This is a genomic window from Streptomyces sp. NPDC001781 (assembly GCF_053596035.1).
Window position 1 is genome coordinate 318,334 of record NZ_JBSFFI010000001.1, and the last position, 23,260, is coordinate 341,593.

Annotated in this window: 19 protein-coding genes; 11 read left to right on the forward strand and 8 right to left on the reverse strand. The window is 72.8% G+C overall.

All coding sequences use genetic code 11. The features are described from left to right. Window positions 1–306 precede the first annotated feature (306 nt). The 4 genes from ACWCV3_RS01630 to ACWCV3_RS01645 all read right to left on the reverse strand — a co-directional run bounded on the left by ACWCV3_RS01630 (window position 307) and on the right by ACWCV3_RS01645 (window position 4,207). A complete protein-coding gene (locus ACWCV3_RS01630) occupies window positions 307–1,473 on the reverse strand; it encodes a serine hydrolase domain-containing protein (protein WP_451216803.1) in 1,167 nt (388 codons plus the stop codon). A 175-nt stretch (window positions 1,474–1,648) separates the two neighbouring features. Then, complete coding sequence (locus ACWCV3_RS01635; protein WP_451216706.1) at window positions 1,649–2,410, reverse strand: energy-coupling factor ABC transporter ATP-binding protein; 762 nt, start codon at window positions 2,408–2,410, stop codon at window positions 1,649–1,651. After that, the gene (cbiQ, locus tag ACWCV3_RS01640) at window positions 2,398–3,159 is read right to left on the reverse strand and encodes a cobalt ECF transporter T component CbiQ (RefSeq protein ID WP_451216709.1); all 762 of its coding nucleotides are present in this window, start codon (window positions 3,157–3,159) and stop codon (window positions 2,398–2,400) included. Before cbiQ ends, ACWCV3_RS01635 begins: the two co-directional genes overlap by 13 nt. Window position 3,160: 1 nt before the next feature. Further along, a complete protein-coding gene (locus ACWCV3_RS01645) occupies window positions 3,161–4,207 on the reverse strand; it encodes an energy-coupling factor ABC transporter permease (protein ID WP_451216712.1) in 1,047 nt (348 codons plus the stop codon). Window positions 4,208–4,367: 160 nt separating this feature from the next. On the opposite strand from ACWCV3_RS01645, the gene ACWCV3_RS01650 reads away from it, so the two are divergent. Beyond that, entirely contained in the window at window positions 4,368–4,709 is a 342-nt protein-coding gene (locus tag ACWCV3_RS01650) for an SsgA family sporulation/cell division regulator (RefSeq protein ID WP_451216714.1), read from the forward strand. Here the strand turns inward: ACWCV3_RS01650 and ACWCV3_RS01655 are convergent, their stop codons facing one another. The 3 genes from ACWCV3_RS01655 to ACWCV3_RS01665 form a co-directional block, all read right to left on the reverse strand. Beyond that, window positions 4,710–6,371, reverse strand: coding sequence for a penicillin-binding transpeptidase domain-containing protein (locus ACWCV3_RS01655; RefSeq protein ID WP_451216717.1), 1,662 nt, complete (start codon window positions 6,369–6,371; stop codon window positions 4,710–4,712). 96 nt (window positions 6,372–6,467) lie between these two features. Beyond that, window positions 6,468–8,099: a penicillin-binding transpeptidase domain-containing protein gene (locus ACWCV3_RS01660; protein ID WP_451216720.1), complete on the reverse strand. Its 1,632-nt coding sequence runs from the start codon at window positions 8,097–8,099 to the stop codon at window positions 6,468–6,470. A 471-nt stretch (window positions 8,100–8,570) separates the two neighbouring features. After that, window positions 8,571–10,322: a dolichyl-phosphate-mannose--protein mannosyltransferase gene (locus ACWCV3_RS01665; RefSeq protein WP_451216723.1), complete on the reverse strand. Its 1,752-nt coding sequence runs from the start codon at window positions 10,320–10,322 to the stop codon at window positions 8,571–8,573. Between the two features lie 105 nt (window positions 10,323–10,427). On the opposite strand from ACWCV3_RS01665, the gene rsmI reads away from it, so the two are divergent. The 6 genes from rsmI to ACWCV3_RS01695 all read left to right on the forward strand — a co-directional run bounded on the left by rsmI (window position 10,428) and on the right by ACWCV3_RS01695 (window position 16,192). Further along, a complete protein-coding gene (gene rsmI / locus ACWCV3_RS01670) occupies window positions 10,428–11,276 on the forward strand; it encodes a 16S rRNA (cytidine(1402)-2'-O)-methyltransferase (protein ID WP_451216726.1) in 849 nt (282 codons plus the stop codon). A gap of 299 nt (window positions 11,277–11,575) precedes the next feature. After that, window positions 11,576–11,911, forward strand: a complete 336-nt coding sequence (locus ACWCV3_RS01675; RefSeq protein ID WP_451216729.1) for a hypothetical protein — start codon at window positions 11,576–11,578, stop codon at window positions 11,909–11,911. A 189-nt stretch (window positions 11,912–12,100) separates the two neighbouring features. Then, window positions 12,101–12,982: a TatD family hydrolase gene (locus ACWCV3_RS01680; protein WP_451216732.1), complete on the forward strand. Its 882-nt coding sequence runs from the start codon at window positions 12,101–12,103 to the stop codon at window positions 12,980–12,982. A gap of 110 nt (window positions 12,983–13,092) precedes the next feature. Beyond that, entirely contained in the window at window positions 13,093–14,391 is a 1,299-nt protein-coding gene (locus ACWCV3_RS01685; RefSeq protein WP_451216735.1) for a ubiquitin-like domain-containing protein, read from the forward strand. A gap of 41 nt (window positions 14,392–14,432) precedes the next feature. Beyond that, the gene (rsmA, locus tag ACWCV3_RS01690) at window positions 14,433–15,302 is read left to right on the forward strand and encodes a 16S rRNA (adenine(1518)-N(6)/adenine(1519)-N(6))-dimethyltransferase RsmA (RefSeq protein WP_451216738.1); all 870 of its coding nucleotides are present in this window, start codon (window positions 14,433–14,435) and stop codon (window positions 15,300–15,302) included. Beyond that, window positions 15,299–16,192 carry a 4-(cytidine 5'-diphospho)-2-C-methyl-D-erythritol kinase gene (locus tag ACWCV3_RS01695; protein WP_451216741.1) on the forward strand — a complete coding sequence of 298 codons (894 nt, stop codon included), beginning with the start codon at window positions 15,299–15,301 and terminating at the stop codon, window positions 16,190–16,192. The genes rsmA and ACWCV3_RS01695 overlap by 4 nt, the downstream gene beginning before the upstream one ends. Before the next feature lie 3 nt (window positions 16,193–16,195). On the opposite strand, the gene ACWCV3_RS01700 is transcribed toward ACWCV3_RS01695, so the two are convergent. Then, window positions 16,196–16,789 (reverse strand): Uma2 family endonuclease, encoded by a 594-nt coding sequence (locus tag ACWCV3_RS01700; RefSeq protein WP_451216806.1) that lies wholly within the window; start codon window positions 16,787–16,789, stop codon window positions 16,196–16,198. Between the two features lie 158 nt (window positions 16,790–16,947). On the opposite strand from ACWCV3_RS01700, the gene ACWCV3_RS01705 reads away from it, so the two are divergent. The 4 genes from ACWCV3_RS01705 to ACWCV3_RS01720 all read left to right on the forward strand — a co-directional run bounded on the left by ACWCV3_RS01705 (window position 16,948) and on the right by ACWCV3_RS01720 (window position 23,117). Continuing rightward, the gene (locus ACWCV3_RS01705) at window positions 16,948–18,756 is read left to right on the forward strand and encodes an ABC-F family ATP-binding cassette domain-containing protein (RefSeq protein ID WP_451216744.1); all 1,809 of its coding nucleotides are present in this window, start codon (window positions 16,948–16,950) and stop codon (window positions 18,754–18,756) included. A gap of 165 nt (window positions 18,757–18,921) precedes the next feature. Then, window positions 18,922–20,640 (forward strand): outer membrane protein assembly factor BamB family protein, encoded by a 1,719-nt coding sequence (locus ACWCV3_RS01710; RefSeq protein WP_451216747.1) that lies wholly within the window; start codon window positions 18,922–18,924, stop codon window positions 20,638–20,640. A gap of 61 nt (window positions 20,641–20,701) precedes the next feature. Further along, on the forward strand, window positions 20,702–22,354 hold the full coding sequence (locus ACWCV3_RS01715; RefSeq protein WP_451216750.1) for an outer membrane protein assembly factor BamB family protein: 1,653 nt from the start codon (window positions 20,702–20,704) through the stop codon (window positions 22,352–22,354). Between the two features lie 70 nt (window positions 22,355–22,424). Continuing rightward, on the forward strand, window positions 22,425–23,117 hold the full coding sequence (locus ACWCV3_RS01720) for a helix-turn-helix transcriptional regulator (RefSeq protein ID WP_451216753.1): 693 nt from the start codon (window positions 22,425–22,427) through the stop codon (window positions 23,115–23,117). Window positions 23,118–23,260: the final 143 nt, after the last annotated feature.

Genomic DNA, 23,260 nt, shown 5'->3' on the forward strand with positions numbered 1-23,260 from the left:
TGAACAGGCGTGGAAACCGAAAGGGCCCCCGGAATTCTATCCCCCGATTACTTTTCTGCTGTCGAACCCTCTTGGTCGGAGAGGGATCCGGCAAGGCTCGGCGTTCGACTTTCGGGCGCTGAGCACATGGGCACTTTACCCACTTGTCGATCACTTGGCCACCATGAAATTGGCCAGCGAGTGGGGGGCGCACGGTTACCGCAATGACCTGCGCATATGCGGCTTCGATGGGCGCCTTTACCTTCTCATTGCTTGGCTTGAATCAGCCCTTCTGTCGCGGCGACGGCCGACTTCAGCCGCACGGCTTCAGTCCCGCCCCAGGGAATTCCGTACCGCCCGCACCAGCCCCTGTGCCCTCGGGTCCGCCGTCACTCCACCGCGGAAGCCGTTGGTGACGTAGCCGAAGGCGGTGCCGGAGTCGGGGTCGGCGAAGGCCAGGGCGCCGCCGCGGCCGGGGTGGCCGAAGGAGCCGGGGGACAGCAGCGGGGACGCGGGGCCGTGGAGCATGAAGCCGAGGCCGAAGCGGGTGCCGACGACGAGCACCCGGTCCGGGCCGGCGGAGGCTTCGGTGCGGGCCAACTCCCTCGTCTCCGGGGTGAACAGCCGCGTACCGCCGTCCACTTCACCGATGAGGGACGCGTACACGCGGGCCAGGCCGTCCGCCGTGGCGATGCCGTTGGAGGCGGGGAGGGCGGCCGCGCGGTAGGCGGGGTCGTTCTCGTCCGGCAGCGGGGTGATCGCGGCGAAAGCGCGGCGGGTCAGGGAGGCGGGGTCGGCGTAGGCGTCCGCGACGGACCGCTTGGGCCGTACCTTCAGCGCACCGGTCGCCTCGGGCTCCGCCACCTGGCCCACCCGGCCCGCGCGCGCCTGCTCCGAGGAGGGCAGCCCCACCCACACGTCCGCCCCGGCCGGCGCGGCGATCTCGGACGCGATGAACTCGCCGACCGGGCGCCCGGTCACCCGCCGGACCAGCTCGCCCGTGAGCCAGCTGTACGTCTGCGCGTGGTACCCGTGGTCCGTGCCCGGTTCCCACACCGGCGCCTGCGCGGCGACGGCCGCCGCGCCGAGGTCGGGGTCGGCGGCCTCCGCGGGGGTCAGCGGCCGGTCCAGCACCGGCACGCCCGCCCGGTGGGCGAGCAGGTCGCGGACGAGGGCGCGCTCCTTGCCCGCCGCCTTGAACTGGGGCCAGTACGCGCCCACCGGGGCGTCCAGGTCCAGCAGGCCCCGCTGGTGCAGCAGCAGGAGCGCGGCGGCGGCGACGCCCTTGGTGGCGGAGCGCACGATCTGCGCGGTGCCGCGCTCCCAGGGTGCGGAACCGTCGATGTCACGGGTGCCCGCCCACAGGTCGACGACCCGGTGCCCGTCCCGGTACACGGCCACTGCCGCGCCCCGCTCCCCGAGCCGGGAGAAGTTCGCCGCGAACGCCTCCGCCACCGGCTCGAAGCCCTCGGCCACCGTGCCGTTCACACGCACATCCACGCCGCATCCCTTTCCTCGCCCGCACTCACGAGCGAAACACGGCCGTACGGCCTTGGATTCCTCGGCCCCGACAGGCCCGACAGACCCGGAGCCCGACAGACCCGGAGCCCGACCGACCCGACAGGCCCGGAGTCCGGCAGGCCCGCCGGCCTCCGGCGCCCCGGACCTCTTACGCGTCCAGCGCCACCGTGCGCGGATCGAACCCGAACGGCAGCTCCAGCCGGTGCGCCCGCATCAGTGTGTCGTCGGAGAGCAGCTTGCCCGTGGGTCCGTCGGCCGCGATCACCCCGTCACTGAGGATCAGCGCGCGCGGGCACAGTTCGAGCGCGTAGGGCAGGTCGTGCGTGACCATCAGCACCGTGACGTCCAGCGCTCGCAGGATGTCGGCCAGTTCGCGCCGCGAGGCGGGGTCGAGGTTGGAGGACGGCTCGTCCAGGACGAGGATCTCCGGCCGCATCGCCAGCACCGTCGCCACCGCGACCCGGCGCCGCTGCCCGAAGGAGAGATGGTGCGGGGGCCGGTCGGCGAACTCCGCCATCCCGACCTGTTCCAGCGCGGTCCGCACCCGCTCCTCCAGTTCGGCCCCCTTCAGTCCTGCCGCCGCCGGTCCGAACGCCACGTCCTCGCGCACGGTCGGCATGAAGAGCTGGTCGTCGGGGTCCTGGAAGACGATGCCAACCTTCTGCCTGATCTCGGCCATGTGCCGCTTGCCGACCGGGAGTCCGGCCACCGTGACCGTGCCGGTGCCGCCGGACAGGATGCCGTTGAGGTGCAGCACGAGCGTGGTCTTGCCCGCGCCGTTCGGCCCGAGCAGCGCGACCCGTTCGCCGCGCGGGACGGTGAAGTCGACGCCGAACAGGGCCTGGTGGCCGTCGGGGTAGGCGAAGGCGAGGCCGGAGACCTCGAGCGATGGGGTACTCACAGGAACCATCCCAGCAGACAGACGACGAGGGCGGAGCAGGGCAGGGCCAGCGCGCGCAGCCACTGGTCACGGGTGGCGGTGACCTCGTCGATGACCGGCATCGACCCGGCGTAGCCCCGGCTCACCATGGCCAGATGGACCCGCTCGCCACGCTCGTAGGAGCGGATGAACAGCGCGCCCGCCGACTTGGCGAGCACCCCCCAGTGCCGTACCCCCCGGGCCTCGAAGCCGCGCGACTCGCGGGCGATCCGCATCCGGCGCATCTCGTCGGTGATCACGTCGCCGTAGCGGATCATGAAGGAGGCGATCTGCACCAGCAGCGGCGGCAGCTTCAGCCGCTGGAGGCCGAGCAGCAGTTCGCGCAGGTCGGTGGTGGCGGCGAGCAGCACGGAGGCGGCGACACCCAGGGTGCCCTTGGCCAGCACGTTCCAGGCGCCCCACAGGCCGTCGACGCTCAGCGAGAGCCCGAGGACGTGCACCCGCTCGCCCTCCGCGACGAACGGCATGAGCACCGCGAACGCGACGAACGGCACCTCGATCAGCAGCCGCTTCAGCAGGAACCCGGCGGGCACCCGCGCCCGGCAGGCGACACAGGCCAGCAGCAGCGCGTACACCCCGAACGCCCACATCGCCTCGCGCGGGGTGGAGACCACCACCACGACGAAGGCGAAGACGGCCGCCAGCTTGGTGTGCGGAGGCAGCCGGTGAACGGCGGAGTGCCCGTGCCGGTAGAGCTTGTGGGCGTGGCCCGCACCCATCTCAGACGCCCGTCTTCGCGGGAGAGACGTCGTGGTCGCGGCGGCGGCGCACCGCCCAGAAGACCGCGCTGCCCGCGACGACGGTGACGCCGACGCCGATCACGCCCGCCAGCCCGCCGGAGAGCCGGGCGTTCGCCACGTCCTTGACGCCGTAGTCGGCCAGCGGGGAGTCCGCGGAGTGGTGCGGCTCGGTCTTCCTGTCGATGCCCTTGTCGTGGGCGACCTTCTCCAGTCCGTCCGGGTTGGCGGAGGCGTAGAAGCTGACGAATCCGGCGAGGACCAGCGAGGTGACCAGGCCGGTGATCCACAGGGTGCGCCGGGAGGTGCGCGCGGCGGCCGGGGCCGGGGCGGCGTCGGGGGCGTCGACCAGTTCGCCGTTCACCCTCAGCCGCAGCCTCTGCCGCAGCCCGCGCGCCCCGTGCACCAGGTCGGGGCGGACCGCGACGACGGCGGCGACGGTGAGTGCGGTGATCACGGCCTCGCCGATGCCGATCAGCACGTGGACACCGATCATCGCGGTGGCCACCTTGACGATGGACACGTCGGTGGTGCCGCCGATCGCGTAGATCAGCGTGAAGACGACGGCCGCGGCCGGCACGGAGAGCAGGGCGGCGACGAAGGAGGCGGCGGTGATCGAGCGCCGGGAGCGCGGCAGCACGGCGATCAGCCCCTTGAAGACGGCGTACGCCACCACGGTCGTGACGATCGCCATGTCGGTGATGTTGACGCCGAGCGCGGTCAGCCCGCCGTCCGCGAACAGCACGCCCTGCATGAGCAGGACCACCGACACGCACAGCACGGCCGTACAGGGGCCGACGAGTATCGCCGCCAGTGCTCCGCCCAGCAGGTGGCCGCTTGTTCCGGCCGCCACGGGGAAGTTGAGCATCTGTACGGCGAAGATGAACGCGGCGACCAGGCCGGCCAGCGGCGCGGTCCGCTCGTCCAGTTCGCGGCGGGCGCCGCGCAGGCTCACCGCGAGGGCGCCCGCGGCGACCACCCCGGTGACAGCGGAGGTGGGGGCGTCGATGAATCCGTCAGGTACATGCACCGTTCAATTTTAAGCGCTTGTTGCGAATGCCTTGCAAGAGCGAGGTGGTCTCGACTCCAGGCACCCCCCCCCGAGGGCGCAAATCGGAAAATATGCGACATTAGAGACGAAGCGGCTGTGTGGCCTTCGTGGCGGTCACCGAACGTGAGAGGGCGATCCGATGTCCGTAGTCGAGCAGTACACACGCGCCCACATCGTCACCGACGCGGAGGACGACCCCGACGCCGTTCACGTGGTGCTCCGCTACGACCCCGACACCGACCCCCTCGCCGTCCAGGTCGGACTGCCCGGCCCCGCGGAGTGGACCTTCTCCCGGTCCCTGCTGGAGAACGGCCTGCGGGCCCCCGCCGAGAGCGGGGACGTGCGGGTCTGGCCCTGCGGGCGCGTCCAGGCGGTCCTCGAGTTCCACTCCCCGGAAGGTGTGGACGTGGTCCAGTTCGACGTGAAGTCGCTCACGAGGTTCCTGCTGCGCACCTACACGGCCGAGCCCGTACGGAACTGATCAGCCGAGCCGGAGCAGGGTGGCGACGATCGGCCCGGCCGTGTCCCCGCCGTGGCCGCCCGCCTGCACCACGCCGGCCGAGGCCAGGTCGCCCCGGTAGGCGGTGAACCAGCCGTTCGGCTTCTTCTGGTTGTCGACCTCGGCCGAGCCGGTCTTGGCGCCGTAGTCCGGACCGAGCCCGGACATCGCCTCGGCGGCCGTGCCGTACGCGGCGGTGAAGTTCATCAGCTCGCGGAGCTGGCCCACCGTCTTCGCCGACATCGTGCGGGACGCGGTCGCCAGCGTGCGGTGGTCGACGGACGGGGCGACCAGGTACGGCTGGTGGAACGTGCCCGTCTTCACGGTCGCCGCCACCGAGGCCATGTTCAGCGGGTTCATCCGCACCCCGCCCTGCCCGATCAGCGAGGCCGCCATCTGCGCCGCCGACTGCACCGGCACCGAGCCGTCCAGCGTGGGCACACCGACCGACCAGTTGTTCTTGGAGAGGCCGAAGACCTGCTGGGCCTGCCTGGTCAGGTCGTCGTTCTTCAGCTTCTTCGCCTGGCTGATGAAGGCGGTGTTGCAGGAGCGGGCGAAGCTCGCCTTGAAGGTGCCGTTCTTGATCTCGAAGTCGTCGTCGTTGTGGAACTTCCAGCCGCCGAAGGTGAAGGTCTTCGGGCACGGGTGCTTCCGGTCCGCCTCCGCCAGACCCTTCTCGATCAGCAGGGACGAGGTGATCACCTTCATGGTGGAGCCGGGAGCCAGCGAGCCCTGGAAGCCGATGTTGAAGCCGTGGCCGCTGTTGGCGACCGCGAGGATCTCACCGGTCGACGCGCGCAGCGCCACCACCGACGCCTTCTCCCGCTTGGCCACCTGCTGCTCGGCCGCCCCCTGGAACCTGGGGTCCAGCGTGGTCTTCACCGTGCCCGGCGTGCCCTCGCTCAGCTCGGCCAGCGTCTTGTCCGACAGCCCGGCCTTCTTGGACGCCTTGCCGCGCACCACGCGCAGCTCCACGCCCGCCTTGCCGCCGGCCGTCCTGCCGTACTTCTCCCGCAGCCCGTCCAGCACCGGGCCCAGCGAGGGGTAGGCGGTCACGGTCAGCTCGCCGCCGGCGCGGTCCAGCGCCCTGACCGGCGGGGTGCCCGAGGCGCCGGTGACCAGGGTGTCGCCCTCCTTCAGCTCCGGGTGCACCACGGCGGGCCGCCAGCCCACCAGAGCCGCGCCGTCGCTCGCCCGCCGCACCACGGTCAGCGAACTCGTGTACGCCAGCGGTTTGCTGACGCCCTGGTACGCGACCGTGGCCCTGACGGAGAACGGCACCTTCGCACCGGCCGCCCGGCCCGCGGTGAGACTGACGTCCTTCAGACGGGCGTCCTTGGTGAAACCGGTGAGCAGAGCGGTCGCCGCCGTGGCGTCGTCGGTGGCGGCGGCCGCATCGGTGACGTGGCCCTGCTGCCAGGCGGTCAGGAAGCGCGAGGTGGCCGTCCTGACCTCCAGCGCGCTGGGCGGCCCGGTCTTGACGCTCTTGTGGTCGGACAGCGTGGACGCCTCGTCGGCGGACGCCCCGCCCCCGTAGAGCGCGTAGAGGCCGAGGCCGGCGCCGCCCACGACGAGAGCGATCATGCCGCCGAGTACGGCGGGCTTCCTCTTCGGCCTTCTCGCGGCACGCCTTCTCTTGCCCACAGTCCCAAGTCCTCCGCGCTCTCCCCAGGGTCCCCGCAGCCCTCACCCGTCCCCGGCGACCTCAACAGCCTAGGGTGTGCGCGGACTCGGCCGATCTCAGCCCGCACTCCGTAGCACTCTTGCGACAATCGGACCGGCGGCGTCGATGCCATGCCCGCCGTCCTCCGTCATCGCGGCCGCCGCGATGTCGTCCCGGTATCCGGTGAACCAGCTGTTGGACCGAGACTGCCCGTCGACCTCCGCCGAACCGGTCTTCGCGCCCACGTTCCCGCCGAGCCCGGCCATCACGCCCGCCGCGGTGCCACTGCGCGCGGTGCGGTTCATCATCTCCCGCAACTGCTGGGAGGTCCCCGGCGCCAGCCCGCGCGCGGTCGCGGCCCGACGGCCGTCCAGACCCAGCGGGACGATCACCGGCTGCCGGAAGGTGCCGGTCTTCGCGGTCGCCGTCACCGACGCCATGTTCAGCGGGCTCATCTGGACCTGCCCCTGCCCGATCAGCCCGGCCGCCCGGTCGGGCCCGTCCGGTGAGGGGACCCGGCCGTCGAAGGAGGGCACGCCCACCTTCCAGTCGTTCCGCCCGATCCCGAACCGCTGCGCGGCCTCCGTGGCCAGCGAGTCCGCCTTCACCTCGTCCGCGAACTTCACGAACGCGGTGTTGCAGGAGCGGGCGAAGCTCTCGGAGAGGGTGGCGTTCTCGTTCGGCGCGAGGTCCTTGAGGTTGGTGAAGGTCTGGCTCTGCCACACGGCCGACGGAGGGCAGGGTGCCGGGCCGTTCGCCGTGGTGAGGCCGGAGTCGATGAGGGTGGCGGCGCTGATGATCTTCATGGTGGAGCCGGGGGCCAGCTCGCCGAGGAAGGCCGCGTTGAACCCGTCGTCGCGGTGGTTGGCGAAGGCGAGGATCTCGCCGGTGCTGGGCCGTACGGCCGCCACCGAGGAGTTGGTGTAGTCGGCCACGGCCGCCTCGGCCGCCGCCTGGACGCTCGCGCTGAGCGTGGTGCGCAGCTTGCCCGGCTTGCCCTCGACCAGGGTCATCAGCGTGGTGTCGGCCGCGCCGCTGCCCTCGTGCCGGACCACCAGCTCCACGCCGGCCCGGCCGCCCGTCCTGTCCCCGTACCGCTTGCGCAACTCGTCCAGGACCGGGCCGAGGGAGGGGTACTTCTCCCTGGTCAGCACCTGGCCGTTCCGGTCCACGGCGTCGACCTGCGGGGTGGCGGACTCCTCCACGGTCAGCGAGTCGCCCTTGGCCAGCTTCGGGTGCACCAGTGCGGGATCCCAGTCGACCAGCGGGCGGTGCGAGTTGACCCCGCGCACCACGGTCAGCCGGCTCGCGTACGCCAGCGGGCGGGACTCCTGCCCGTACGACACCGTCGCCCGCACCCGGAACGGGACCGTGTTGCCGTCCGCCTTGCCGGGGGTGATCTGCACGCCGGTGATGTGCGCGTCCGAGCCGTACGCCGTCAGCAGCGACCCGGCGTCCTCGGGGAAGTTGGTGAGGTTCGCCGCCTCGTCCGGCCGGCCCTTCTCCCAGGCGGCGAAGAACTTCGCGGTGGTCTGCTCGACCTCCTCTCGGCCGGGCGGTCCGGTCGGTGCGGCCGCGACCCCGCCGGTGGCGGTGCTGTTCAGCGCGGAGGCGATGTTGTACATGCCGTACCCGGCTCCGCCCAGCATCGTCACGCACACGCCGCTGATGACCGCGACTCTGACTCCCTTGCTCCTCGACGTGCCCATGATGCGATTCCTCCCCGTGAAGTCCCCGTTGCCGCACCAGATTCCTGAACATGTTCAAAAGTAGGTGCGGACGGAACTGTATGTGCTCCACAGGTAGTTGGGGCGGCCGTTTCCGATACTTGTCCGAACGGAGACATCGGACGGCGCACGCGCGAGGGGCGGGTCCGGACGACGTGCGCGCGTCCGGACCCGCCCCGTCCCCGCCCGTCCGCCCGGCCCCGGGGTGCGTGACCGGAACCGGAACCCACGTGGGCGGGGACCATGCCGAAGGCTCTCCCCCCGGGGCCTCCGGCAGAGAGAAAACCCCACCCGCACCCACCCGCTCAACCCGACCGCCCGCACCCCGGATGGGGGTTCGCCCCCATTTGCCGGTGGCGGGCCCGGTGGCGTTCGACTGGCGCGTTCCCCTGGCGCGTCCGAAACCCGCAGGCAGCGCCCCCGCGGGGGTGGCGAAACCTGGCGTGTTCCCGCCTACACCCAGGTGTCCAGCCACATCCGGCCCCGCCAGGACCCGATGGGGATGGCCTGGCCGGTGTAGAGGGGCCAGAAGTAGATGAAGTTCCAGGCGATCAGCAGGACCAGGACACCGGCCGCCGTCGCGCCGACCACGCGGCGGGTGTCCGTGGAGCGAGGGGGGCCGATGATCGCGCCCACCAGCATGGCGACCGCGAGACAGAGGAACGGGACGAAGACGACCGCGTAGAAGAGGAAGATCGTGCGCTCCTGGTACATGAACCAGGGGAGGTATCCGGCCGCGACGCCGCAGGCGATAGCACCGGCCCGCCAGTCGCGGCGGAAGGCCCAGCGCCACAGGACGTAGAGGACGGCCGCGCAGCCCGCCCACCACAGCATGGGCGTGCCGAGGGCGAGGACCTCGCGGGCGCACTTGTCGGTGGTGCCGATCGGGCAGCCGGCGGAGCCGGGGCCGGGGGACTCGTAGAAGAACGAGACCGGGCGGCCCAGCACGATCCAGCTCCACGGGTTGGACTGGTAGGTGTGCGGGGACGACAGGTGGACGTGGAAGTTGTAGACCTCGTGCTCGTAGTGCCACAGGCTGCGCACCCAGTCCGGCAGGAAGGTCCAGGAGCCGCCCCGGCCGTCCGTCGCGGCCCAGTTGCGGAAGTAGCCGCCGGTGCCGTCGGTGGGGGAGAGGATCCAGCCGGTCCAGGAGACCACGTACACCGCGATCGCCACCGGCACCGTCGCCAGGAACGCGAAGCCGGTGTCGTACTTCAGCACCGCCTCGTACGGGTGCCGGGCGCCCGCCACCTTGCGGGCGCCCACGTCCCACAGCACCGACATCAGGCAGAACGCGGCCAGGATGTACAGGCCGTTCCACTTGGTGCCGAAGGCCAGGCCCAGCATGACTCCCGCGCCCCAGCGCCAGGGGCGCGGACCGAAGCGGAAGGTGTCGCCCAGCCGTGCGTCCGGGCGCGCGACGCCGTCCGGGCCGACCGGGAGCGCGGCGGCGAGCCTCTCCCGCGCCCGGTCCCGGTCCACCACCAGGCAGCCGAAGGCGGCCACCACGAAGAACATCAGCACGCCGTCCAGCAGCGCCGTCCTGCTCATCACGAAGTGCAGGCCGTCCACCGCCATCAGCCCGCCCGCCAGGCAGCCGAGGAACGTGGAGCGGAACATCCGCCGCCCGATCCGGCACAGCAGCAGCACGCTCAGCGTGCCGAGCAGCGCCGTCATGAACCGCCAGCCGAACGGATCGAACCCGAAGACCAGCTCGCCCAGGCCGATCACGTACTTGCCGACCGGCGGGTGCACCACGTACGCCGCGTCCGTGGGAACGGCGAGGTGCCCGTGGGTGGCGAGGACCGCGTCGTTGGCGTTCTTGTCCCAGTTGACCTCGAAGCCGCGGTGGACGAGCGCCCAGGCGTCCTTGGCGTAGTACGTCTCGTCGAATATCACCGCGCGCGGGCTGCCCAGGTGCCAGAACCGCAGCAGACCCGCGAGCAGCGTCACCAGCAGCGGCCCGCCCCAGCCCGACCAGCGGGTGATCCGGTCCGCCAGGTGCGGCGGGCAGCCCAGCACCTGCCACACCCTCGGCGAAGGCTGCGCGTAGGGCGGCACGAGCCGGTCCCGTACGTCGGCCGCGGGGGCGTCCGCGGGAGGTGCGTAGCCGAATCGGCGCAGCCGCCGCTGCCAGGAGGGCCGCTCGTCGTCGGGCGGCGTCTGGCCCTGCCGGAGGTCCGTGGAGGACGCGGTACTGGTCACCGCGCCATGGTAGGGAAACGTGCCGTGTGAGTCCCGTGCAAGCGCGGTACCGATTGGGACGCGATCGTTTTCCGTGCCGCCCGGCGCCCCTGGGAGGATGGTCCCGTGACTGGAACCCTTGTCCTCGCAGGTACCCCCATCGGCGACGTCGCGGACGCCCCGCCCCGGCTGTCCAAGGAGCTGGCCGAGGCCGACGTCGTCGCCGCCGAGGACACCCGGCGGCTGCGCCGCCTCACCCAGGCCCTCGGGGTGACGCCGGGCGGCCGGGTGGTCTCGTACTTCGAGGGCAACGAGTCCGCGCGCACCCCCGAGCTGGTGGAGGAGCTGCGCGGTGGCGCCCGGGTGCTCCTCGTCACGGACGCGGGGATGCCCTCGGTCTCCGACCCCGGGTACCGGCTGGTCGCGGCCGCCGTCGAGCACGACATCAAGGTCACCGCCGTGCCGGGCCCCTCCGCCGTGCTCACCGCGCTCGCGCTGTCCGGGCTGCCGGTGGACCGGTTCTGCTTCGAGGGGTTCCTGCCGCGCAAGGGCGGCGAGCGGCTGTCCCGGCTGCGCGAGGTCGCCGACGAGCGGCGCACCCTCGTCTACTTCGAGGCCCCGCACCGGCTGGACGACACCCTCGCCGCGATGGCCGAGGTCTTCGGCGCCGGCCGCCGGGCCGCCGTCTGCCGCGAGCTGACCAAGACGTACGAGGAGGTCAGACGCGGCCCCCTCGCCGATCTGGCCGCCTGGGCCGCCGAGGGCGTACGCGGCGAGATCACCGTCGTCGTCGAGGGCGCCCCCGAGTCCGGCCCCGAGGAACTCGACGCCGGCGAACTCGTCCGCCGCGTGCGCATCCGCGAGGACGCCGGTGAACGCCGCAAGGAGGCGATCGCCGCGGTCGCGGCCGAGGCGGGCCTCCCCAAGCGGGTGGTCTTCGACGCGGTGGTGGCGGCGAAGCGCTCGGGGGACTGACCGGAGGTCCGTACGCGGGTACCGCGGGCGGTACGCCGTCCGCTGGGCCCCCGAGACCCCCCCCGCGCCCCCCGCGCGGCGCGCATGCCGGGGTGCGCCCCATGGGTGGGCAAACGCGGGGTGCGGGCGGGCAAAGGGAACCGGCTCCGGCGGGGCCGTTCGGCAAGGGCCGGCCAAGGCGCGTCCAACAGTCGACAGGTCGCGTGCTTTCGGGGCGCGGCGGGCGTCCACTGGGCGAAGGGACCGGAACCGTCCCCCGCCTCCGTACCGGGGGCGCCAGTGGACCGCAGGAGCTGGGCATGAGTGAGGTCGCCGGGCAGATCGCCGCCGTTCACGAGTCGTACGCGTTCGCCTGCATGCGATGCGGGCACGGCTGGGAGCAGTCGTACGCGATAGAGCACCACACCGACACCGGGGGCCATGAGTGCGTCCGGTACGTCGCGGACGGCACCGTCGTGCCGTCCCCGCTGAGCCGGCCGGTGTGCGAGAACTGCGACGGGCACGTCGTACGGATCATGCGCGCCGGACAGGTGTCCTCCGTCCGCCGCCCGGTCCCGGAGCCCGCGCCGGTGCCGGAGGGCCACCACTGGCACCTCTCCGACCTGCTGCATCCCTTCCAGCGCCGGGCGAGCTAGTGCTGTGACCGGGAAGGTTCACCGGCTCGCGGCGTCCGGCACGGTACCTCGCCGCGTTGCCGCATCGTCCGGGTACGTCCAGTACGCGGGCGGTGCTCCGCCTTGCGATGCACCGCACCGGACGCCGCGAGCTTTCCGGCAGACCTTTTCAGTCACAGCACCAGCGCGCCCCTTCCGTAGGATCGGGGCATGCCTTCGAACGCCGGTGACAAGAACGCGCCGCCCCCGCTCCCCGCACCCCTCGGCGTCGAGGTGGCCGACTCCCACACCCACCTCGACATGCAGTCCGGCACCGTCGAGGAGGGGCTCGCGAAGGCCGCGTCGGTCGGCGTGACCACGGTCGTGCAGGTCGGCTGCGACCTGGCGGGCTCCCGCTGGGCCGCCGAGACGGCCGCCGCGCACGACCGCGTCCACGCGACGGTCGCCCTGCACCCGAACGAGGCACCGCGCATCGTGCACGGTGACCCCGACGGATGGTCGAGGCAGGGCGCCCGGCAGCCGGGCGGGGACGCGGCGCTCGACGAGGCGCTCGCCGAGATCGACCGGCTCGCCGCGCTCCCGCAGGTCAGGGGCGTCGGCGAGACCGGCCTCGACTTCTTCCGCACCGGCCCCGAGGGCAAGGAGGCGCAGGAGCGGTCCTTCCGCGCCCACATCGAGATCGCCAAGCGGCACGGCAAGACCCTGGTCATCCACGACCGCGACGCCCACGCCGACGTGCTGCGTGTGCTGAAGGAGGAGGGCGCCCCCGAGCGCACCGTCTTCCACTGCTACTCCGGCGACGCCGACATGGCGGAGATCTGCGCCCGCGAGGGCTACTACATGTCCTTCGCCGGCAACGTCACCTTCAAGAACGCGCAGAGCCTCCGGGACGCCCTGGCCGTGGCCCCGCTGGAGCTGGTCCTGGTGGAGACCGACGCCCCCTTCCTCACCCCGGCGCCCTACCGGGGCCGCCCCAACGCCCCGTACCTGATCCCGGTCACCGTGCGCGCCATGGCCGCCGTACGCGGCACCGACGAGGACACCCTGGCCGCCGCCCTCGGCGCCAACACCGCGCGCGCCTTCGGGTACTGAGGCGCCAGTTCGAGTCGTGACCCCGAGTGGCCGTGCCGCTTTGGAGAGTGACGTCCGACCCGCTAGGTTCTGGGGGCCCGATCGGCCAACGCCCCCTGGAGCGTGTCGGCGTGACCCAGCAGTACGAGCGGTACGGCCCCCACGGCACCCTCGGCGACGAACCGGCCGTGCCCTCGGTGCACACCGCGCTGACCCTGCCGTACGGCGTGCGCGGCGGCGACACCTGCCGGCCCGCCCACGAGGCCGTACCCGCGCCCCGCGAGACGCCGCGGGGCGCGAGACCCGCGGGACGCGGACGGCGGGCCGCCGAACGGCCCGAGTCCCCGGTACGCCGGCTGCTGCCCCAGGCGCTCGTCGTCGCGTTCCTCGCCGGCGGCACCGCCGCCTTCGTCGCCGAGGACAAGGCGGTCGAACTGACCGTCGACGGCCGGCCCCGCACCCTGCACACCTTCGCCGACGACGTCACCGGCCTCCTCGCCGAGCAGGGCGTGCGGGTCGGCCCGCACGACGTGGTCGCCCCCGCCCCCGGCACCCCGCTCACCGACGGCGACGAGATCGCCGTACGCCACGGCCGGCCGGTCCGGCTCACCATCGACGGCGAGCGCCGCGTGGTGTGGACCACCGCCGACACCGTCGACGGCGCGCTCAGGCAGCTCGGCGTGCGGGCGGAGGGCGCCTACCTGTCCGCGTCCCGCTCGCTGCCCATCGGCCGGGCCGGGCTCGCCCTGGACGTCCGCACCGAGCGCAGCGTCACCGTCATGGCGGACGGCCGGACCCGGACCCTGCGCACCAACGCGGCCACCGTCGCCGAGGCGCTGCGCGAAGCCGGGATCACCCTGCGCGGCGAGGACACCACCTCCGTGCCCGGCACCTCCTTCCCGCGCGACGGGCAGACCGTCACCGTGCTGCGGATCACCGGCACCCACCAGACACGCGACGAGGAGATCCCCTACGCCGTGCGCCGCACCGAGGACCCCACGCTGCCCGAGGGCACCGAGGTCGTCGACCAGGCCGGGCGGCCCGGGCTGCGCCGCACCACCTACCTGCAGCGCACCGTCAACGGCGTCCGGCAGCGCCCCCGCCGCGAGCACTCCGAGGTGGTCCGCGAGCCCCGTACACAGCACGTCCGGGCCGGCACCGGGGCCCGTACGGCCGCCGCCTCCGGCGCGGACGGCCTGAACTGGCACGCGCTCGCCGTCTGCGAGTCCGGCGGCCGGGCCGACGCCGTCGACCCCTCCGGCACCTACGGCGGGCTCTACCAGTTCGACACCGCCACCTGGCACGGCCTCGGCGGCAGCGGCCGGCCCCAGGACGCGCCGCCCGAGGAGCAGACCCGCCGCGCCCGGACCCTGTACCTGCGGCACGGCACCTCGCCCTGGCCGCACTGCGGGGCACGGCTGCGCGGCTGAGCCGGGGCGGCGGCGCCCGCACCGCCCCGTACCCTTGTCCCGTGAGCAGCCCCACCCCCGACGCCCTCCTCGGTCCCGCCGACATCCGCGAACTGGCGGCCGTGCTCGGCGTACGGCCGACCAAGCAGCGCGGCCAGAACTTCGTGATCGACGCCAACACGGTCCGCCGCATCGTGCGCACCGCCGGGGTGCGCCCCGACGACGTGGTGGTGGAGGTCGGGCCGGGACTCGGCTCCCTCACCCTGGCCCTGCTGGAGGCGGCCGACCGGGTCACCGCCGTCGAGATCGACGACGTGCTGGCCGCCGCGCTGCCCGCGACCGTCGCCGCCCGGATGCCCGACCGCGCCGACCGGTTCGCGCTGGTCCACTCCGACGCGATGCTCGTGGAGGAACTGCCCGGCCCGCCGCCGACCGCGCTCGTCGCCAACCTGCCCTACAACGTCGCCGTCCCCGTGCTGCTGCACATGCTCGCCACCTTCCCGAGCATCGAGCGCACCCTGGTGATGGTCCAGTCCGAGGTCGCCGACCGGCTCGCCGCCGCGCCCGGCTCCAAGGTGTACGGCGTGCCCTCCGTCAAGGCCAACTGGTACGCCGAGGTCAAGCGGGCCGGGGCGATCGGGCGGAACGTGTTCTGGCCCGCGCCGAACGTGGACAGCGGCCTGGTCTCCCTGGTCCGGCGCACCGAGCCGGTGAAGACGTCGGCCACCCGCGCGGAGGTCTTCGCCGTGGTCGACGCCGCCTTCGCCCAGCGCCGCAAGACGCTGCGCGCCGCGCTGGCCGGCTGGGCCGGGTCGGCCGCCGCCGCCGAGGCCGCGCTGGTCGCCGCCGGGGTCTCCCCGCAGGCACGCGGCGAAGCGCTGACCGTCGAGGAGTTCGCGGCGATCGCCGAGCACAAGGCGGCGGGCGCGTGAGCGTCACGGTACGGGTCCCCGCCAAGGTCAACGTCCAGCTCGGCGTGGGCGCGGCCCGCCCCGACGGCTTCCACGACCTGGCCAACGTCTTCCTCGCGGTCGGGCTGTACGACGAGGTCACCGTGACCCCGGCCGACGGACTCCGGATCACCTGCTCCGGGCCGTACGCCGCCTCGGTCCCCCTGGACCGCACCAACCTGGCCGCCCGCGCCGCGCTCGCGCTCGCCGAACGCCGGGGCATCGAGCCCGCCGTCCACCTGCACATCGCCAAGGACATCCCGGTCGCGGGCGGCATGGCAGGCGGCAGCGCGGACGGCGCGGGCGCGCTGGTGGCCTGCGACGCGCTCTGGGGCACCGGCGCCACGCGTGCCGAACTGCTCGACATCTGCGCCGAGCTGGGCAGCGACGTCCCCTTCAGCCTGGTCGGGGGCGCGGCGCTGGGCACCGGACGCGGCGAGAGGCTGGCTGAGCTGGAGGCCGGCGGCACCTTCCACTGGGTGTTCGCGATGGCGGAGCGGGGCCTGTCGACCCCGGCGGTCTTCCGCGAGTTCGACCGTCTGACGGCGGGCCGGGAGATTCCGGTCCCGGAGGCCGACCCGTCGCTCCTGACGGCCCTGTCGAAGGGCGACCCGGAAGCCCTCGCGGCCGCCCTCACCAACGACCTCCAGCCCGCCGCCCTCTCCCTCTACCCGGAGCTGGCGGCCACCCTGGAGACGGGCCGCGCCGCGGGCGCCCTGGCCGCCCTGGTCTCCGGCTCGGGCCCGACCACGGCGTTCCTGGTCCCCGACGCGGACGCCGCCGCGAAGGTGGCGGCGGCCCTCCACGCCTCCGGCACCTGCCGCACCACCCGCACGGCGGCGGGGCCGGTTCCGGGGGCGACGGTTCTCTGAGCCTCAGAGGCTGCCGATCCCGGTCAGGTCGATGTCGATCCCGTAGGGCGCGGTCAGCTTGACCTGTGCGTGGTGGATGCCGGTCAGGGCGTAGGTCCCGGTGGCCTCGCCCCGCTCGTACACCTGGACCACGGGATGGTCGTCCTCGCCGGCCATCTCCACCAGCCAGAAGTGGGGGATGCCCGCCGCGGCGTACTTGTGCGGCTTGGTGTCACGGTCCCGGGACTCGGAGTCCGGGGAGACCACCTCCACGGCGAGCAGGACGTCGGCCGCCTCGAAGCGCGTCTGGCGGCGACCGGCGACGTACTCGGCGCGTACGACGCAGAGGTCCGGCTCGGGAGCGTTGCGGCGGTCGAGGACCACGGTCATCTCCCTGCGCACCCGCAGTTCGGACGGCACGGTACTCCTGAGGCCGGCAGCGAGCAGATCGGTCACGACGCTGTGGAAATCCCTCTGCGGACTCACGAAGACCAGGCTCCCGTCGATCAGCTCCGTGTGCGGCGGGAGATCCGGCAGTGCGAACAGGTCGTCCACGGTGTAGCCGTCCTTGGGCGGCACCGGCCAGTGCGGACGGTGCTCTACGGACTCGGCGGTCATAGTGCCTCCCATGGACGGAGATCCTGCTGCCTGTGGTCAACGGTAGCGGCCGGACGTCGATCACGTCATCACAAAGAGTGACCGCACCCGCGCGCCCCGCCCCCGACCCGGCAGGGCCTACGCTTGAAGGCTGATCGATCCCCCTGCACAGGAGTGAAATGGCCGTCAATCTGGTCAATGTCGAGAACGTCAGCAAGGTCTACGGCACGCGGGCCCTGCTGGACGGCGTCTCGCTCGGTGTGTCGGAAGGGGACCGGATCGGGGTCGTCGGGCGCAACGGCGACGGGAAGACCACGCTGATCCGGATGCTCGCCAAGGTCGAGGAGGCCGACAGCGGGCGGGTCACGCACTCCGGAGGGCTGCGGAGCGGGGTGCTGACGCAGCACGACTCGCTCGACCCGGAGGCCACCGTCCGCCACGAGGTCATCGGCGACCTGGCCGACCACGAGTGGGCGGGCAACGCCAAGGTCAGGGACGTGCTGACCGGCCTGTTCGGCGGGCTCGACCTGCCGGGCTTCCCCAAGGGGCTGGACACCGTCATCGGCCCGCTGTCCGGCGGTGAGCGGCGCCGGATCGCGCTCGCGAAGCTGCTGATCGAGGAGCAGGACCTCCTCGTCCTGGACGAGCCCACCAACCACCTCGACGTCGAGGGCATCGCCTGGCTCGCCCGGCACCTGCGCGAGCGCCGGTCGGCACTCGTCTGCGTCACCCACGACCGCTGGTTCCTGGACCAGGTCTGCACCCGCATGTGGGACGTCCAGCGCGGCACGGTCTACGAGTACGAGGGCGGCTACTCCGACTACGTCTTCGCGCGTGCCGAGCGGGAGCGCATCGCCGCCACCGAGGAGACCAAGCGGCAGAACCTCGTCCGCAAGGAGCTGGCCTGGCTGCGCCGGGGCGCCCCCGCCCGTACCTCCAAGCCCCGTTTCCGGGTCGAGGCGGCCAACGAGCTGATCAAGGACGTACCGCCGCCGCGCGACAGCAGCGAGCTGATGAAGTTCGCCTCCTCCCGGCTCGGCAGGACGGTCTTCGACCTGGAGGACGTCAGCGTCACCGCCGGCCCCAAGGAACTGCTCCGGCACGTCACCTGGCAGCTCGGTCCCGGTGACCGCATCGGCCTGGTCGGCGTCAACGGCGCCGGCAAGACCTCCCTGCTGCGGGCCATGGCCGAGGCCGCCCGCTCCGGCGGCGAGCAGCAGCCCGCCGGTGGCAGGGTCAACGTCGGCAAGACGGTCAAGCTCGCCTACCTCTCCCAGGAGGTCGCCGAACTCGACCCCGCCTGGCGGGTGCTGGAGGCCGTGCAGCGCGTGCGTGAGCGTGTCGACCTCGGCAAGGGCCGCGAGATGACGGCGGGCCAGCTCTGCGAGACGTTCGGCTTCACCAAGGAGAAGCAGTGGACGCCGGTCGGCGACCTGTCCGGCGGTGAGCGCCGCCGGCTCCAGCTGCTGCGTCTGCTGATGGACGAGCCCAACGTCCTCTTCCTGGACGAGCCCACCAACGACCTGGACATCGAGACCCTGACCCAGCTGGAGGACGTCCTCGACGGCTGGCCCGGCTCGATGGTCGTCATCTCCCACGACCGGTTCTTCGTCGAGCGCACCACCGACAAGGTCTACGCCCTGCTCGGCGACGGCGCCCTGCGCATGCTGCCGCGCGGCATCGACGAGTACCTTGAGCGCCGCCTGCGCATGGAGGAGGCCGTCGCCCAGCGCTCGGCCGCCGCCGCGCCCGCCCCTGTCCCCACGGAGAGGAGCGCCGCCGACCAGCGCGCCGCGAAGAAGGAACTCCAGAAGATCGAGCGGCAGTTGGACAGGATCTCCGACAAGGAGTCCAAGCTGCACGGCCGGATCGCCGACAACGCCACCGACTTCGCCAAGGTGGCCGAACTCGACGCCGAACTGCGCGAACTCGCCGGTGAGCGCGAGGAACTGGAGCTGCGCTGGCTGGAGCTGGCGGAGGACGCGTAGCGCGTACGGCGGGATCCGGCCATACCGGCGGGTCCGTAACGGCCGCATCACGGGGTGGTTCGACCTTGGGCACAGGGGTCCACATGGGCCCCTGTGCGGTCGCCGGTCGGTGATAGAAAGGCGGTTCGTAGGCTAAAAATCAGTGAACGAGGGGGAGCAGCGCTGATGAGCCAGCCGCCGCCCGGTCAGCCGCCGCACGGCGGTTTCGGCCCGCCGCAGAACCAGCCATCGCAGGGTCAGCCGTCACAGGGGGGCTTCGGCGCCCCGCAGCAGCCGCCGCCGCAGCCCGGTTACGGCTATCCCCAGCAGCCGCCGCCGCAGCCCGGCTACGGCTATCCCCAGCAGTCTCCCGGCCCGTACGCCCAGCCCGGCCCCTACGGCCAGGCGCCCGGCCCCTACGGGCAGGCCCCCTACGGGACGTACCCGCTCCCCGGTGCCCCCGGCAAGCCGCCGGGCGGCGGTAAGCGCACCGCGCTGATAGCCGGGGCGGTGGCCGTCGCGCTGCTGCTCGTCGGCGGCACCGTGTACGCGGTCACCCGTGGCGGTGGGGACGACGGCAAGCCCGTAGCGCACCCCAGCGGCGACGGCGGGCACTCCGCCACCGCGTCCCCCTCCGTCGACACCGGCGACGGCGACGGCGACGGCCGGTCGGACGCCGAGGACCTCAACGCGGGCCGCAAGCCCGGCGAGGCGAAGGTCCTCTGGTACAAGTCCGCCCCCGACGCCCCCGGCAACGGCGCGGACGCGCCGGGACTCTGGGTCACGGGGCAGACCGCGGTGAAGGCCGCGTACAAGGAGGTCGTCGGCTTCCGCGTCGCGGACGGCACGCCCGCCTGGGACCCGATCGCCCTGCCGCACGAGGTCTGCGCGGTCACCAGGCGCGCCGCCGCCGACGGCGAAGTCGTCGTCGCGTACATGAGCGGCACGACCGACCGCGCCAAGTGCAACCAGCTCCAGCAGATCGACCTGGACACCGGCAAGAAGGGCTGGCACGCCCAGGTGGCCGACGGCTCCGCCCTGTTCGACAGCACCCGCAGCATCGAGCTGACGCTGGCCGGCAGGACCCTGGTGGTCGGCCGTGCCATGTCGGGCACCGCGTACGACGCGGCCACCGGCAAGAAGCTGTACGAACTCAAGAAATACGGCACGGACTGCTACCCGGCCGGATACGCCGGTGACGACGGGCGCCTGGTCCAGGTGGCCTCCTGCGGGGCGGGCGGTGCCAAGGAGCGCGACGAGATCCGCGAACTCGACCCGGTCACGGGGAAGGTGAAGTGGACCCGGGTCGTCACGAAGGGCTGGCGGGCCGAGCGCGTCTTCTCCCTGAAGCCGCTGGTCGTCTACCTGACCAACCGCGACAAGAAGGCGTGGAACATCTCCACCCTGGACAGCGGCGGCCGCTTCACCTCCGAGGTCAAGGTCGACAAGAAGTTCGCCCCCGGCTGCGGCTTCCTCTCCCTGAACCGCGGCCTGCAGAACTGCCAGGCCGTCGCCGTGGATCCCAGGACCCTCTACCTGCCCACCGAGTCCACCACCGGCGCCAACGAGATCGTCGCCATCGGCCTGGCCGACGGCAAGGAGAAGTGGCGGGTGAAGTCCCCGATCGACCGCCCGATGGTCCCGGTCGGCCTCCAGGGCGGCAACCTCGTCGCCTACGCCGACGCGTCCTACAGCGAGGGCGGCCGGGTGCTGTCCGTCCCGACCGGTCCCGGCGCGCACCGGCCCACCACGCTGCTCCGGAACCCGGACGGCGCGGCGAAGATCGAGAACGGTTTCTTCGACGCCACCACGGTCTGGTCCGACGGCCGCCTCTTCATCGCCACCAACCGGCTGAGCGGCCAGGACGACTCCGAGGAGAAGCTGATGATGGCCTACGGCAAGTAGCCCTCCCCGCTTCCGCGCGCCGCGCCCGACGTCCCCACCAGCCGCTTGGAGCCACCCCACGATGAGCGACCAGCCGCCCTCCGGCACGCCCCAGGACCAGCCGTCCACCCCGCCGACCCCGCCGAACCCGCCGACCGCGCCGGGCGGTCCCCAGCCGGCGTACGGCTACCCGCAGGCCCCCCCGACGCAACCGCAGCCGCAGCCCGGCTACGGCTACCCGGCCCAGCCGCAGCAGCCGGGCTACGGATACCCCGCCCAGCCGCCCACGGTCGTGGCGGGTGACGACACCCGGGCCAGGGAGAACCGCGCCATCGCGCTGATCGTCCTCGCGGCCGTCGTCGCCATCGGCCTGATCATCGGCTCCGGCGTCTGGTACTCCCGCTCCTCCGACGGCGGCACGCTCGCCGGCGGCGACAAGAACGGCTCCGGCACCGCGACCGGCGGCAAGGAGAAGGTGCCGGACAACCCGGCCGCCGACGTCCTGTTCAAGGTCCCGCAGCCCAAGACCGGGGAGAACGTCGTCAGCACGCCGGGCTCCTGGCTGAGCTCCGGCGTCTACGCCAAGACCGGCATCGCCGAGATCACCGGCTACGACCCGGCCGACGGCCACAAGAAGTGGACGCTCAAGCTCCCCGGCCCGGTCTGCGCGGCCACCGGCCACGTCACCCCCGACGGCCGTACCGGCATCGTCTACCAGCCCTCGATGCCGACGAACACCAGCCGCCCCGGCTGCACCCAGGTCGCGGGCATCGACGTCCGGGCCGGCACCAAGCTGTGGACCAGGTCGATCGGCACGGGTGACTTCGCCACCACGTTCCAGAACGTCACCGTCGCCGGGAAGACCGTCGCGGTCGGCGGTCTCCGCGGCGGCGCGGCCTACGACATCGGCACCGGCAAGGTGCTCTGGCAGCCCAAGCCCGGCGACGAGTGCGACGACGTCGGCTACGGCGGCGGCACCAAGCTGGTCGCGGTCCGCAAGTGCGGCGGCTACGCCGACCGCACCCTCAGCATCCAGAACGTCGACCCCACCTCGGGCAAGGTGATCTCCGAGTACAAGATGGGCGCCGGCATCGAGTACGCGGGCATCGTCTCCACCGACCCGCTCGTGGTCGGCGCGGACGCCGGGCACAGCGCGAGCGGCGGCAGCGGGGTCTCGGACTACTTCTCCATCGACAACCGCACCGGCAGGCTGCTGGCCCGCATCCCGGTCTCGGGCGACACCTACGACGGGGAGTGCGACACCATCACCCTCGTCGAGGAGTGCAAGGGCGTCGTCGCGGGCCAGGGCAAGCTGTACCTGGCCACCAAGGAGCACAGCGGGGGCGGCAAGAGCAAGCTCAGCCGCACCAACGAGGTCGTCGCCTTCGACCTCGCCACCGGCAAGCAGACCGGCCAGCGCGCCGCGGCCGGCGAGGACTACACGTTGTTCCCGCTGCGCATGGACGGCGGCAACCTGATCGCGTACAAGAAGCCGCCGTACGACAAGGGCGGCCAGGTCGTCAGCATCGACGGCGCCGGATCCAAGTCCACGACGCTGATGGAGCTGCCCGCCGACCAGGCCGACCACGCCCTGCAGAACGGTCTCCTGCCGGACTACTCGGAGTACCGGTACAGCCAGGGCAGGCTGTTCATGGCGGCGCCGAACGCGGCCAAGCCGATCGGCAGCTTCGACAAGGACAAGAACTGCGTGGTGGCCTTCGGCACCCGCGACTGACCGAAGCCCGCACGGCAGGGGCCCCGAGCGTGTAACTTCCGGGACATCGGAGGGACTGGGGGGTTGCTCTATGGGAGTGCGGCTCATGGTCGTCGACGACCACCGCCTGCTGGCGGAGGCGTTGGCGTCGGCGCTGAAGCTGCGCGGGCACCGGGTGCTCGCGGCGGCGGCGCCGGCCGCGGGCGCGGCCGAGCTGGTGATATCGCGCGCCCCCGAGGTGTGTCTGCTGGGCACCGCGGCACCCGCCGAGCCCGGCGCGTTCGACCCGGTGGCCCGCATCAAGCGGGAGCGCCCGCAGGTGGCGGTCCTGGTCCTCGGCCCGGTCCCGTCCCCGCGCGGCATCGCGGCCGCCTTCGCGGCGGGCGCCGCCGGGTACGTACGGCACGACGAGCGCATCGAGGGGGTCGAGCGGGCCATCCTGATGGCCCGCGCCGGTGAGGCGGCCGTCGCCCCCCAGCTGCTCCAGAGCGCGTTCGCGGAGCTGCTGAACCCGGCCGCGCAGCCGGACGACGAGGGTCAGCGGCTGCTGCGGCTGCTCACCCCGCGAGAGGTGGAGGTGCTGGTCCGGGTCGCCGACGGCGAGGACACCCGGCTGATCGCGGCCGGCATGGGGATAGCGCCCAGCACCGCCCGTACGCACGTGCAGCGGGTGCTGATGAAGCTGGGCGTCGGCTCCCGGCTGGAGGCGGCCGCCCTCGCGGCCCGAACCGGCCTGCTGGACCGCGCGGGGGCCGCCCCGCACACGGCGGAGCCGGAGCTGTAGTCCCCAGCTCCGGCTCCGGTTCGCGTTCCTGGCTAGTGCTGTGACCGGAAGGGTTCACCGGCTCGCGGCGTCCGGCACGGCACCTCGCCGCGTTGTCGCATCGCCCGAGTACATCCCGTACGCGGGCGATGCTCCGCCTTGCG

What these genes read in the sequence shown, in the direction of transcription:
- ACWCV3_RS01635 (WP_451216706.1), bottom strand. Translation starts at nt 2,410, where the DNA reads ATGGTTCCTGTGAGTACCCCATCGCTCGAGGTCTCCGGCCTCGCCTTC.
- ACWCV3_RS01675 (WP_451216729.1), top strand. Translation starts at nt 11,576, where the DNA reads ATGAGTGAGGTCGCCGGGCAGATCGCCGCCGTTCACGAGTCGTACGCG.
- ACWCV3_RS01720 (WP_451216753.1), top strand. Translation starts at nt 22,425, where the DNA reads ATGGGAGTGCGGCTCATGGTCGTCGACGACCACCGCCTGCTGGCGGAG.
- ACWCV3_RS01700 (WP_451216806.1), bottom strand. Translation starts at nt 16,789, where the DNA reads ATGACCGCCGAGTCCGTAGAGCACCGTCCGCACTGGCCGGTGCCGCCC.
- ACWCV3_RS01705 (WP_451216744.1), top strand. Translation starts at nt 16,948, where the DNA reads ATGGCCGTCAATCTGGTCAATGTCGAGAACGTCAGCAAGGTCTACGGC.
- ACWCV3_RS01650 (WP_451216714.1), top strand. Translation starts at nt 4,368, where the DNA reads ATGTCCGTAGTCGAGCAGTACACACGCGCCCACATCGTCACCGACGCG.
- ACWCV3_RS01660 (WP_451216720.1), bottom strand. Translation starts at nt 8,099, where the DNA reads ATGGGCACGTCGAGGAGCAAGGGAGTCAGAGTCGCGGTCATCAGCGGC.
- ACWCV3_RS01715 (WP_451216750.1), top strand. Translation starts at nt 20,702, where the DNA reads ATGAGCGACCAGCCGCCCTCCGGCACGCCCCAGGACCAGCCGTCCACC.
- ACWCV3_RS01680 (WP_451216732.1), top strand. Translation starts at nt 12,101, where the DNA reads ATGCCTTCGAACGCCGGTGACAAGAACGCGCCGCCCCCGCTCCCCGCA.
- ACWCV3_RS01710 (WP_451216747.1), top strand. Translation starts at nt 18,922, where the DNA reads ATGAGCCAGCCGCCGCCCGGTCAGCCGCCGCACGGCGGTTTCGGCCCG.
- cbiQ (WP_451216709.1), bottom strand. Translation starts at nt 3,159, where the DNA reads ATGGGTGCGGGCCACGCCCACAAGCTCTACCGGCACGGGCACTCCGCC.